This window comes from Pseudomonas sp. GW823-FHT05G12, from assembly GCF_058795575.1.
Genome location: NZ_CM179501.1, coordinates 3,345,705 through 3,358,813 on the forward strand (window position 1 = coordinate 3,345,705; position 13,109 = coordinate 3,358,813).

9 protein-coding genes are annotated in these 13,109 nt (G+C 63.8%); 1 reads left to right on the top strand and 8 read right to left on the bottom strand.

Going from position 1 to position 13,109, the window contains the following annotated elements; translation table 11 throughout:
• Window positions 1–84: 84 nt before the first annotated feature.
• From AC3RCM_RS15255 to AC3RCM_RS15290, 8 genes are all read right to left on the bottom strand, one after another.
• Window positions 85–2,346: an ATP-dependent DNA helicase gene (locus tag AC3RCM_RS15255; RefSeq protein ID WP_266022426.1), complete on the bottom strand. Its 2,262-nt coding sequence runs from the start codon at window positions 2,344–2,346 to the stop codon at window positions 85–87.
• Window positions 2,343–3,992, bottom strand: a complete 1,650-nt coding sequence (locus tag AC3RCM_RS15260) for a VRR-NUC domain-containing protein (protein ID WP_409320297.1) — start codon at window positions 3,990–3,992, stop codon at window positions 2,343–2,345. The genes AC3RCM_RS15255 and AC3RCM_RS15260 overlap by 4 nt, the downstream gene beginning before the upstream one ends.
• Window positions 3,993–4,117: 125 nt before the next feature.
• Window positions 4,118–5,425 carry an MFS transporter gene (locus AC3RCM_RS15265; protein ID WP_232968798.1) on the bottom strand — a complete coding sequence of 436 codons (1,308 nt, stop codon included), beginning with the start codon at window positions 5,423–5,425 and terminating at the stop codon, window positions 4,118–4,120.
• Window positions 5,426–5,524: 99 nt separating this feature from the next.
• Complete coding sequence (locus AC3RCM_RS15270) at window positions 5,525–6,742, bottom strand: fumarylacetoacetate hydrolase family protein (protein WP_409320298.1); 1,218 nt, start codon at window positions 6,740–6,742, stop codon at window positions 5,525–5,527.
• 20 nt (window positions 6,743–6,762) lie between these two features.
• Complete coding sequence (locus tag AC3RCM_RS15275) at window positions 6,763–7,821, bottom strand: Ldh family oxidoreductase (protein WP_336094869.1); 1,059 nt, start codon at window positions 7,819–7,821, stop codon at window positions 6,763–6,765.
• Between the two features lie 35 nt (window positions 7,822–7,856).
• Window positions 7,857–9,398: a UxaA family hydrolase gene (locus tag AC3RCM_RS15280; protein WP_409320299.1), complete on the bottom strand. Its 1,542-nt coding sequence runs from the start codon at window positions 9,396–9,398 to the stop codon at window positions 7,857–7,859.
• Between the two features lie 307 nt (window positions 9,399–9,705).
• The gene (locus AC3RCM_RS15285) at window positions 9,706–10,677 is read right to left on the bottom strand and encodes a LysR family transcriptional regulator (RefSeq protein ID WP_064493098.1); all 972 of its coding nucleotides are present in this window, start codon (window positions 10,675–10,677) and stop codon (window positions 9,706–9,708) included.
• Between the two features lie 27 nt (window positions 10,678–10,704).
• On the bottom strand, window positions 10,705–11,652 hold the full coding sequence (locus AC3RCM_RS15290) for a LysR family transcriptional regulator (protein WP_457252036.1): 948 nt from the start codon (window positions 11,650–11,652) through the stop codon (window positions 10,705–10,707).
• A gap of 101 nt (window positions 11,653–11,753) precedes the next feature.
• Here AC3RCM_RS15290 and AC3RCM_RS15295 point away from each other — a divergent pair, with 101 nt between their 5' ends.
• A complete protein-coding gene (locus AC3RCM_RS15295; protein ID WP_049586184.1) occupies window positions 11,754–13,067 on the top strand; it encodes an L-fuconate dehydratase in 1,314 nt (437 codons plus the stop codon).
• Window positions 13,068–13,109: the final 42 nt, after the last annotated feature.

The window sequence follows — 13,109 nt, forward strand, 5'->3', positions numbered from 1 at the left end:
CAAAGCGCCCCCCACAAATGCTGATGAGACCTGCATAAATACTTTTTGCCTGATTACGGCTGATCACCAGCGGCCAAAGTACCGCTAGACAATAGCCGCCGCCCACCACCCTGGAAACATCTGCTGCACCCGGGGCTCGGCGAAGCGTTCGTCAATCAGCACCAGTACACCACGGTCCTGGTCACCCCGAATAACCCGGCCCGCCGCCTGGATCACCTTGCACACGCCCGGGTAGAGATATGCGTAATCGAAACCCGCTCCAAATTGCCGCCCCAGGCGCTGTTTGAACTGCTCGTTGACCGGGTTGACCTGAGGCAGCCCCAGGGTAGCGACAAACGCACCAATCAGCCGCGTGCCGGGCAAATCCACCCCTTCGCCGAAAGCGCCGCCCAATACGGCAAAGCCCACACCTCGGCCATCGGCGACAAAGCGATCGAGAAATGCCTGGCGGGCCGCCTCGTCCATGCCCGGCTCCTGTGACCACAGCGGAATCTGCCCATGCTGCTCGGCCAACAGCCCTGCCACCTGTTGCAGGTATTCAAAGCTGCTGAAGAACGCCAGGTAGTTACCCGGCATGCGCTCATACTGCCGGGCAATCAGGTCAACGATCGGCGCCAGGGAGGCTTGGCGCTGCTGGTAACGGGTGGATACCTGGCTGGCAATGCGCACTTCCAGCTGTTCGGCACTGAACGGCGCGGCCACGTCCAGCCAGGCAGTATCGGCTGGCATGCCCAGCAGGTCGCTGTAGAAATGCCGTGGGCTCAACGTGGCGGAAAACAGCGTCACACTGCGCGCCGCCTGCATGCGCGGTGCCAGCAGCCGTGCCGGGGTGACATTGCGCAGGCACAGCGTGGCCAGCCGCCGCTTGCGCGGGCCCTGGCGCTGGCTGATGTCGAACAGAAAGTGCTCGTCGAACAGCTCGGCAACCCGGCTGAACTGCAAGGCCTGATAGTAGAACTGCAACACCTGGGGATCGATGTGCGTGGGCGTCTGGTTCATCTGCTCCTGAATCAGCCCGACGCACTGCTGCAGGGCGCGCAGCAGGCCTTCAGGCAGCGACTCACTGGCTTGGTACGGCGCACGCTGCTCTTTATACAGGGCGTTCCACTGCCTGTTCAGGCGGTCCAGCGCACTGACCAGCCCAGGCGGTTTGCTCTGGCGCAACGCCAGCAGCTGGCCCTGGTCAAGGCTGGCGCTGTACATGCCGCGCCCACGCTCGACCAGGTTATGCGCTTCATCCACCAGTACTGCCACTCGCCACTGATTGAGCTGGGTCAGGCCGAACAGCAAAGCATGCGCATCGAAGTAGTAGTTGTAGTCGGCGACCAGCACGTCGGCCCAGCGCGCCATCTCCTGGCCCAGGTAGTACGGGCACACCTGGTGCGCCAAGGCCACTTCACGCAGGTTGGCGCGGTCGAGCAACGGCAGTGCTGCCGCAGCCTCGCGCGCAGCCGGCAAACGGTCGTAGAAGCCTGCGGCCAATGGGCAGGACTCACCATGACAGGCCTTGTCCGGGTATTCACAGGCTTTGTCGCGAGCGATCAGCTCCAGTGTGCGCAGGGCAGGTTGCGGCGTGGCATCGGTGATCTGGCGCATGGCATCCAGGGCGAGTGCCCGGCCTGGTGTCTTGGCGGTGAGAAAAAACAGCTTGTCCAGCTGCTGCGGCACCATGGCCTTGAGCAGCGGGAACAAGGTACCAAGGGTTTTGCCAATGCCGGTGCTGGCCTGGGCCATCAGGCAACGACCGGTGCTCACCGCCTTGTACAAGGTTTCAGCCAACTGCCGCTGGCCCTTTCGGAACTGTGGGTAGGGGAAACTCAGCGCCAGCAGGCCTTGGTCACGTTCGGCCAAGCGTCGTTGCTGCCATCGAGCCCAGCCCAGAAAGCGCTGGCACTGGGTTTCGAAGAAGGCCTGCAACTCGGCAGCCGAACAGTGCTCAGTGAACAGCGTCTGGCCGTCGCTGTCCACGTCGAGGTACACCAGCGCCACCTCGATGGCCGGCAGTTGTCGTGCCTGGCACATCAACCAGCCATAGACCTTGGCCTGTGCCCAGTGCAACTGACGGTGATTGGCCGGTTGACGCGCCAGATCGCCACGGTGCGTCTTGATCTCTTCCAGACGATTGCTGGCAGGGTCATAGCCGTCGGCACGGCCCCGCACCCTGAGGGTTTCGAACTGGCCTTCAAGGGCGATTTCCGACTCGTAGCCAGCAGCCCGCCGTGCGACCACCCGCTGATGCCCTTCGATACCCTCCTGGGCGGTGGGCGATGGCGTGAAGCGCAGGTCCAGGTCGCCGACCTTGGCGCTGAACTCACACAAGGCGCGCACCGCTACGCTGTAGCTCAAGGTGTTTCGCTCCAGCGCACGTGGCACACCGCGACCGGCAGGCCGTGTTGCCTGCAGAACTCCAGCCAGCGCAGCTGATTGTCCTGCAGGCGGTCACCGGGCCCCTTGACCTCGACCATGCGATAACGGCCCTGCTCGGGCCAGAACTGAATCAGGTCGGGCATGCCGGCACGGTTGCTGCGAATGTCCTGCAACAGGCGCAGGAAACATTGCTTGAGCGCCGCGGCCGGCAGGCACGCCAAGGCCTGTTCCAGCAGTTCCTCGCTGAGCATGGACCAGGACACGAACGGCGACTGCAGCCCCTGTTTGGCCACGTAGCAGTCGAGAATCGCCTGGCGATGGCTACCCTCGTCGAGCCGCCCGAGGCAGCGTTCGAACAGTGCACTGCGCCGTTGCTGGAAGTCGCTGTCGTGCAGGTCCTGTGGCGCGGCCTGGAACGGGTTGAAGAATGCGCCGGGCACTGGAGCGAAGATGGCCTCCCAGCACAACAGGCCAAACAGGCTGTTGAACAGCGTGTTCTCCACGTAATGCGCCTGCCCCCCCTCTTGCATCAGGTGCTGACGCACGGCTTCTTCAACACCCAGCGCAGCGTGCCCACGGGGCAGTTCGAGCTCGATCAGTTCCAGCGGCGTGGTGCGCTGGCGCCGCTGTGGCGGGCCGCCGAGTTTGCGCGCCAGGCGTGGCAGCATGCGCTGCAGCGCCTGCTCCTCCAGCGCGTTGGCAGGTGCCGCTGCCAGTTGCAACGCCCGTGCATGGGCCTGGTGCCACTGTTCGCTGCGCTCCAGCACCCTCACCTGGCGAATGCGCGCCTGGGGATGGTTGCACTGCGCATACACAGCCGTGGCCAGGTCCCATTCACCCAGGCGTTCGCATTGTTGGCCCACGGCGAACTGCAGCCGCGCATGGCGCCGGGCCAGCCAGGGGTTGCTGCTGTGCAGGCCCTGCAGGGTGGCAAGGATCGGCAGGGGGTCGCCGCCCTGCTCCAGGCGCTCGGCGCACTGGTGCAGGGCCATGGCCAGGTCGACATCGACACGTTGCTGCAAGGCACGCGAATCAGGGCTGAACGGCACCTGCTCGTAACGCAGCACGCCCAGGTCGGCGAGGACGAAGTCTGACCAGTCCTGGTACAGGTTGCCGAAGAACAGCAGGCGCATGCGGTCGCACAGAGGTTGCAGGCACCACTGCAGGATGCGCACCTCGCTGTCAGGAAACCACTCGACCAGTGACCGGGCTGCCAGCGCCAGGGGTTGCAGCTGTGCCAACAACTCATGCTTGGCCGCGCGCGGGCGGCTCAGTTGCCGGGCGAAGCAGCGGGCCAGTTCTTCCTTGCGCAGCAACGCGAACAGCTGTTCAAGGTCCAGTTGCTCGGGCTCCCGTACCCAGCCGAGGGCGAGCAACGGCTGCAGCGCCAGCGCAGTATCGCCGATTTCGGCGTAGTCGAGCCGATCGCTGCGAAACAACTCGCCTTTGCGCATCACCATGCGCACCATCAAGGCCTGGGCTGGCGCTTGCAGTTGACTGAAGGTACGGATGAAGGCCAGTTCCTGGTCATCGAGCAGGTCCTGGTAGCGCTGTTCGACCCACAGCACGACCTGCCGGAAGTTATGCAGGTAGTAGAACGGGTCGTCGACGGAATGGGCGATCACGGGCGGAGGTCAGGTTGCGGCAACAGGCACTGTTTATACATACAGATACCCATCCCTGACAAGCGCCGCGGGTCGCCTGACGATCCACCAATACTTCAGGGGCTGCATTGCAGCCCCCGTAGCGTTCACGCCTGTTCAGTTGCGCCAGCCATCCCGCCCGCCTCGACCTTGGCACTGCCAATGGGTGCCTGTAGCAGCAGGAAGTACGCCACCGCCGAGCACAGCGCCACCACCGCGCTGATCATGAACGCTGTGGTGAACGAGCCCGAGTACTGGATGCTGAAGCCCGTCGCGATCGGTGCCACCGAGCCTGCGATGTAACCGCCGAAGTTCTGGATCGAGCCAAACGAAGCCACGCGCTGGCTGTCGACAATGGTGTTGACGATCATCCAGGCGGTGGCACTGGCCATATTGATGCTGAACAGCGCCAGGCAAAGCAGCATGATGCACCCCGTCAGGCCGGTGACGAACGACAGTGGCAAGGTGAACAGCGCTGCCAGCACCAGGCCAGTGATGACACTGAACTTGCGGCTGCCCAGCACGCTCATGCCACGCCTTACCAGCCAGTCACAGAAGCGCCCGGCAACGATGGTCCCCGCCGCACCGAAGCCATACGCCAGCGACACCACCCAGGCGGTCTTGTACAGGTCCAGGCCATGCTCGCGCTCGAAGTAGCCCGGCAGCCAGGTCAGGTGCAGCCAGAGCATGTAGATCACCCCCATGAAACCCAACACCGCGCCCCAGGTACTGCGGTGCTTGAACAGATCAAGCCAGCCGGCAAAGTACGAAGCCTTCGGCGCGGTTGCCGTGGCGGCCGCAGCCTGGCGCTCACTCGGCAGCGGTTTGCCTTCGGCGGCAAGCTCTGCCAGAAAACGGGCCTTGCTCTTGTAGAAGGTCAGCCAGCACAGCGCCAGCACCACGCCGATCACGCCGGTAATGATGAACATACCGCGCCAGCCAAAGTTGACCATGAACAGCGTCAGCAACGGCGGCGCCAGGCAGGGGCCAAGACAGGTCGACGACCAGACCACGCCGGTCGGGGTGCCGCGCTCGTTGGCGTCGAACCACTCCGACAATGCTTTGGCCGCCGATGGGAACATCGGCGCCTCGCCAATCCCCAGCAACACCCGCAGGCCCATGAAACCGGCAAAACTGTTGACCATGCCAAACGCCGCCTGGGCAACCGACCAACCCAGCAACGAGGCGCCGAGGGCGATCTTGCTGCCCAGGCGGTCAATGATCATGCCCATTGGCAACTGGGCAAAGGCATAGGCAATGGAAAACGCCGACAACAGGATGCCCATCTGCGACGGGCTGATCATCATGTCTTTCTGGATGGAGGTGTTGGCGATCGACAGCGCACTACGGTCCAGGTAGTTGACGATGCCGATCAGCAGCAGGAACACGACGGTAATGCGCTGGTACTTCTTCATTGGGTTCATGTGATGACCTTTATTATTATTGTTGCCGCGCTGTCAGCGCCTTGACGATCCCTCGATGATGCTGCGCCCCTCCCTGACGCAGCGAGCCGTTCAAAGCGGGCGGGCGGTGGCCGCGACCTCCAGCAGGCCACGTCGGCCGAGGTTGTCGATCAACGCGCGCAGGCCGAAGTCCCACTGCGGTGCCAGATCGCTGGTGGTCACGCGGTTGCACAGGGTACCCAGTTGCGGGTTGCTGATGCTCACCACGTCACCCGGTTTGTGGGTAAAGCCGTTACCCGGCTGATCGCGGTCCTGCTTGGGGGCGAACAGGGTACCGAGGAACAGCACCAGGCCGTCAGGGTACTGGTGGTTTTCGTTGAGGGTTTGCTGCACCAGGTCTTGCGGGTCACGGCTGATCTGGCGCATGGAGCTGCGCCCGGACAGGACAAAGCCGTCCTCGCCTTCCACCCGCAGGTCCACCTCGGCAGCACGCACATCGTCCAGGCCGAAGCTTTCGTCAAATAGCCGCAGCAGCGGGCCCAGTGCAGTGGAAGCGTTGTTGTCCTTGGCCTTGGACAGCAGCAACGCACTACGCCCTTCGAAGTCGCGCAGGTTGACGTCGTTGCCGAGCATGGCGCCCTTGATGCTGCCATTGCTCGACACGGCCAGCACCACTTCCGGCTCTGGGTTGTTCCAGCTGGACTTGGGGTGGATGCCGATGTCTGCGCCGTGGCCAACCGCGGACAGCGGTTGGGCCTTGGTGAACACTTCGGCATCCGGGCCGATACCCACCTCCAGGTACTGCGACCACAGGCCCTGCTCTACCAGCACCTTGCGCAGCGCTTCGGCCTGGGCCGAACCGGGCACGATCTGCGACAGGTCGGCGCCGATGCGGCTGGCCAGGGTGTCACGGATGGCGTCGGCCTTGGCCGGGTCGCCCTTAGCCTGTTCTTCCACCACACGCTCCAGCAGGCTGGTGGCGAAGGTCACACCAGCGGCCTTCACCGCTTGCAGGTCGATCGGCGCCAGCAGCCACGGCTGGTGCGGGGTGCGCCGTGCGGGATCGCTGTTGCCCAGCAATGCCGGCAGTGCAATCAAGGGTTCGGCCAGCGGCAAGGCACGCAGGTAGGCCACCGGATCGGCCACTTCCAGCAGTGCCGAGACGGTCGCCACGTGGGTGCTGATATCGTAGACGGCGCCGGCTTTCACCAGCACCACCGCCGGCCCCTGCTCCGGCAACCAGACGCGCCCTACCCAGCTGCCGCGGTCGAAAACGCTGGCATCATGGCTCAGTGGCAGCGGTTGATTGGCGTTCGTTCGATCAGTCATCTGTGTTCCCTTGCTTTGCATCATTGGAAAAGTCCCGGCAGTTGCAACTGCCCAGCCACGCGCTCAAGGTCGGCTATCAGCTGCGGCGAAAGGCTCACGCCCTGCTCCAAGGCCTGTCGACGCAGGGCAAGGCCTGCTTGCCCCGGCAGGCGTACCGGGCGTTCGGGGTCGAGCGGGCGGCTTGCCAGAACCAATCCCCCCAGGAAGCTGGTTTCGTCGAGGAACGCCTCCAGGCCGCCGAACATGCGCGGGTCAATCACCAGCGCAGTGGCCGAGGCGCCCCACTGGTCCGGTGCATCCTTGCGCCCATGGCCGGCCAGCCCCGAGGTGAGGGCTTCGACCAACAGCGCAAGGGCAAACCCTTTATGGCCAAAGGCCTGGCCGCCGAGCGGCAGGATGCTGCCTTGCGGGCGGGTAAAGAAATCGCCCGGGTCATCGCTGAGCTGCCCGTCATTGCTCACCAGCACCGGGTGCGGCAGACGTCGGCCGGCATCGCGGCATTGGCCGACCAGGCCAAGGGTGACGGTGGACATACTGACATCCAGCAGGATCGGCTCACCCTGGGTCGGGATACCGGCAGCAATCGGGTTGGGGGTGTACACCGGGTCGATGCCGCCATGAGCACAGACCAGCCCCACCGACGGATCCGACGAGTAGACCATGGCCAGCAACCCTTGGTCTGTGTATGGCTTGAGGTAGGCGGCCAGGCAGCCGATATGGGCAGCGCGGCGTACTACCGCAATACCGATGCCCTGCTTGGTCGCGCCCGCGGCCGCGCAATCCAGTGCCCGGCTGACGCAATAGGGCCCCAACACGTAGTGGCCGTCGAACAGGCTGGAAATACCACTGTCGGCGACCTGTTCCAGCGCCTGCGCGCTGGCCTTGACCTGGCCGCTGAGCATGCCGTCGATGTAGCGGCTGACCAGGTTGAGGCCATGGGTACGGTGGCCGAGCAGTTCGCCTTCGAGCAGCACACGGGTCACCACCTGGGCGACGTCCACGTCGGCTCCGGCTTTCATGAACAGTTGCTCGACAAACGTGGTAAGCGCTTGCACGTTGTACAGCGTGGTTTGAATCATTGCAGTTGCCTCGCAAATGGGACGGGAGCGGTCGATCAGGTCACGGCGCCGATCTGCCACGGGACGAACTCGTTTTGCCCGTAGCCGTGCTGTTCGCTCTTGCTGCGTTCCCCGGAGGCAATGCGCAGCATCTGCTCGAAGATGAATGCGCCGCGCTCCTCGATGCTGGTGGAGCCATCGGCGATGCCGCCGCAATTGACGTCCATGTCCTCTTGCTGGTGCTCGAACACCCGGTTGTTGGTTGCCAGCTTGATCGATGGCGCCGGGGCACAGCCGTAGGCCGAGCCGCGGCCGGTGGTGAAGGCGATCAGGTTGGCCCCGCCGGCCACCTGACCGGTGGCCGAGACCGGGTCGTAGCCGGGGGTGTCCATGAACACCAGGCCCTGGGCTCGCACGGCTTGCGCGTACTGATACACATCGACCAGGTTGCTGGAGCCTGCCTTGGCCACTGCGCCCAGGGATTTCTCGAGGATAGTGGTCAGCCCCCCTGCCTTGTTGCCGGCCGAGGGGTTGTTGTTCAATTCGGCGTTCATACGCTGGCAGTAGTCTTCCCACCAGCGAATGCGCGCCACCAGCTTCTCCCCCACCTCACGGCTTACCGCGCGGCGCGTGAGCAAGTGCTCGGCACCATAGATTTCCGGGGTTTCGGAGAGAATGGCGGTACCACCGGCGGCCACCAGGCGGTCAACGGCATTGCCCAGTGCCGGGTTGGCGGTGATCCCCGAATAGCCATCTGAGCCGCCGCACTGCAGGCCGACCACCAGGTGGCGGGCACTGACCGGCTGGCGCCGTACCTGATTGGCCTCGGCCAACAGCGCCTTGACCTGAGCGATACCGGCAGCGATGGTTTTCGAGGTGCCCCCGATCCCTTGGATGGTGAAGGCGCGTAGTTGCGCACTCGCCTGCAGGCCCTGGGTTTCCAGCAGGGTTTCGATCTGGTTGGTTTCGCAGCCAAGACCGATGATCAGCACGGCAGCGAAGTTGGGGTGGACGGCGTAACCGGCCAGGGTGCGGCGCAACAGGCCCAGGGCTTCACCGCTCGGGTCGACTGCGCAGCCGGCACCGTGGGTCAGGGCGACCACACCGTCGATATTCGGGTAGTCGGCCAGCACCTCGGGGTGAATGTCACGGCGGAAATGGTCGGCCACGGCCCGGGCCACGGTCGCCGAACAGTTCACCGAGGTGAGAATGCCGATGTAGTTGCGGGTGGCGACACGGCCATCGGCGCGCACGATGCCCTGGAATTGCGCGGCGCTGCCTGGCAGGCTGCGGGTATCGACACCAAACGCATAGTCGCGGGCAAAATCGCCCATCTGCACGTTGTGCACATGCACATGGTCGCCAGCGTCAATCGCCTGGGAAGCAAACCCGATGATCTGCCCGTAACGGCGCAACGGCTGGCCCTGCGCCACAGGCTCGGTGGCGAGCTTGTGGCCTGAAGGGATGGGCTGGCGCACGGTAATCGCCTCGGCATCCAGGCGCACGCCTGGCAGCAGGGCCTGGCGGGCAATGACGACGTTGTCCAAAGGGTTGAGACGGATGACGGCGGGGTCACCGGATTTGGCAATCAGTTGCATGGGACCTCTCAGGGCGGAGCGGCTGACTTCTTGTTATGGCTGTAGCCACTGTAAGAAGCCTGGTGCCGCATTCCCAATGAGATGATCCGATCGAGCGATAACCTGAAGTTATCGCAAGGGTATTTCGGTGCGTTATCTTCAATCGGCTAGTGTGGTGTTTTGCAAATACGGCCAATAACTCGCGAGCGATTTTTGCGTTCAGGCAAGGCGTCGCGACGAGTCGTAGCCCAGCTACGGCGAGGAGCGACAACGCCGCATGAGCGCAAAAAGCGCCGCGAGTTATGGTCGTTATTTGTGAAACACCCCACTAGGGGCAGAACGCAGCATCTGCCGGGGATTGCCGCCGGCGCTGCGCGCCCTCCAGCAGAATCTCGACAAACGCCCTGGCGGAGGCGCTCAGCGGTTCATCCTTGCGGGTGACCACACCATACTCCAGCGCGGGCACCTGCAAAGGGCTGCGCAGCTCCTTGAACTGCCCGCTGGCCAACTGCGCGGCCACCATTGAGCGCGGCAGCATGGCAATCATCGGTGCCGATTGCAGCAACTGCAGGAACATCGGCATGGAGATGGTCTCCACGCAGTCGGCAGGCGTGGCGATTCCGGCCACCCGGAACGCCTGCTCCAGGCGGTTGCGGATGGGCGTACCTACCGGATAAAGCACCCACGGCCAATCGCCTAGCGCTTCAAGCGGTGTGTTGTCGAGCTGGTTGAGCGGGTGCTCGCTGTTCACCACCAGGCTGAAGGGTTCAGGCTCCAGCGGCTGGAAGTCGAACAGCTGACCGAAGCGTTCCTCGGTGAAGCGGCCAATCATGATGTCCAGCTTGTTCTGCTCGAGCATGGTCAGCAGGTGATCGCTGGAATGCTCCACCACTTCAATCGACAGTAACGGGCTTCGCGCCTTGATGGCGGCGATGGCCTGCGGCAATACCAATGCGGTCGCGGCAAAGATACCGCCAACGCGGATGAAACCGTGCCCGCCGTTGCGCAGGCGGTTGACCTGATCGACGAACTGTTGCGACTCGGCCAGGGCACCCTGGGCGTACCGCACCACGTATTCACCCAGTTCGGTGGGCGGCATGCTGCGAGGCAGGCGCTCGAACAGGGCAAAGCCGAACTGCTCCTCAAGGTCACGCAGCATTTTGCTGAGCGCCGGCTGGCTGAGGTTCATGCGCGTGGCGGTGGCGTGCATGTTGCGCGTGCGCGCCAGGGTGTCGATCAACACCAGGTGCTTGTAGCGGATCCAGTTGCAAAAACTGGAATGGGTCATGTCCGGCGGCATAGACGCAGGGCCTCATGCAGGTGAAAGTTATTGTGCCCGCAGGTAGCGCAGCAAGGTATCAAGGGCAACCGAGTTGGGCCGCGAACGCAGGGTGAGCACACCAAGGTTGGCCATCGCCAGTGGCAACTCCACCGGCAGGACGGCGACCATGCCATAGCGGGCATAATGCTGGGCCACGTCATTGGGCACCACCGCAATCATTTCGGACGCTTCGAGCATGGCAGTGGTCGCCAGGATCGACGCGGTTTCGACGATATCCAGCGACTGCACCATGCCGCCGGCCTGCAATGCGCTTTCGACGCGACGGCGCATCGGGCTGCCGATGGGGTGCAAGATCCACGTCAAGCTCACCAGGTCGGCCAGTTGCAGCCCTGTGGCTGTCGCCAAGGGATGACCTGCGCGAGCAATCACACGCATCTGCTCACCGCCGTCGAACAGCTCGATATTCAGTTCCTGGCTGTCACTCTGGTCCGGCAGGCGCCCCACCACCATATCGAAATCACCGCGTAGCAAGGCCGGCAGCAAGGTATCGCTGGTGCCCACTTCCAGCGAGATACGTACCTTGGGCTGGTCGCGCTTGTAGGCCAGCACCGCCCTGGTCAGCACGCCCGGTACCGGGCCCATGACGCTGCCCACCCGCACCAGGCCCAACGCTCCGCGCGCCAGTTCGGCGATTTGCGCCTGGGCATGATCGAACTCATGCAATGCGTTTTGCGCATAGCGAATCATCACCTCGCCATACAGCGTCGCTTGCATCCCCCGGGGCAGGCGCTCGAACAGACGTACCCCCAGGCGCTCCTCGAGCTGCTGTAGCAACAGGCTGGCGGCCGGTTGCGTGGTGTGCATCGCGGCGGCGGCGCGGCGCAGGTTGCCGAATTCGCCCAGCGCATTGAGCAACGTGATCTGACGGCTGGAAATCTTCAAGGCACCGAGGCTGGCAGGCGCCTGGGCCTTGTCAGGTGGCAAGCGAGACATATCGAATCCGGTATCACTGATTAAGATTTGGCGATTATGCCTGTATCGCTCGACAACCTACAGTCAGCTCTCCCTGTGCCTGAACAGAACAAGAGTCGACCATGAGCATACGCATTACCCACCTGAGCGTTCGCGATATCCGTTTCCCCACTTCGCTGTCGCTGGATGGCTCCGACGCCATGAACAGTGCCCCCGACTATTCGGCGGCTTACGTGGTGCTGCACACCGACGCTGCCGCCCTCGAGGGCCACGGCCTGACCTTCACCATCGGCCGTGGCAACGAGATATGCGCGGCAGCGGTGCAGTCGCTGGCCCCCTTGATCGTCGGCCTTACGCTCGAAGAAATCAGCGCCGACATGGGCGCTTTCTGGCATCGCTTTACCGTCAGCGACAGCCAGTTGCGCTGGCTGGGCCCGGAAAAGGGCGTGATCCACCTGGCCACCGCCGCCATCATCAACGCAGTGTGGGACCTCTGGGCCAAGCACGAAGGCAAGCCCGTGTGGAAACTGCTGGCCGACATGACGCCGGAGCAGCTGGTGCGCTGCCTGGACTTCAGCTACGTCACCGACGTGCTCACCCCCGAAGAGGCCATCGCCCTGCTGCGCCGCCAGGCGCCGGGCAAAGCCGAGCGCGAGGCACACATGCTGCGTGAAGGCTACCCCGGGTACACCACTGCCCCGGGCTGGCTGGGCTACAGCGAAGAGAAGATGCGCAAACTGGCCCGCGAGGCCGTGGCAGACGGCTGGACCCACATCAAACAGAAGATCGGGGCCGACCTGGAAGAAGACATCCGCCGCGCCAGCATCCTGCGCGACGAAATCGGCTGGGAACGCACCCTGATGATGGATGCCAACCAAGTGTGGGGCGTCGAAGAGTCGGTGGCCAACATGCGCCGCCTGGCCGCATTCGAACCGCTTTGGATCGAAGAACCGACCAGCCCCGATGACATTCTTGGCCACGCCACCATTCGCCAGCGCATTGCGCCAATCGGTGTCGCCACCGGTGAGCATTGCCACAACCGGGTGATGTTCAAGCAGATGTTCCAGGCCGGTGCACTGGACTTCTGCCAGCTGGACGCAGCCCGCCTGGGTGGCCTTAACGAGGTCCTGATCGTGCTGCTGATGGCCGCCAAGTACGACGTGCCGGTCTGCCCGCACGGCGGTGGCGTCGGGCTGTGCGAATATGTGCAGAACATCGCGCTTTTCGACTACATCGCGGTTTCTGCCTCGCTGCACAACCGGGTGCTGGAGTACGTCGACCACCTGCACGAGCACTTCATCGACCCGGTGGTGATCCATCGCGGGCGCTACATGCCGCCACAACGCCCTGGCTACAGCATTGAGATGCACGCTGAGACCCTGGAACGTTACCAGTACCCCAACGGCGCCGTGTGGCTCGACATCAACCGTTCCTGACCCACAGACCTGGGTGTGCCGCTGCTGCGCGGCACACCACCA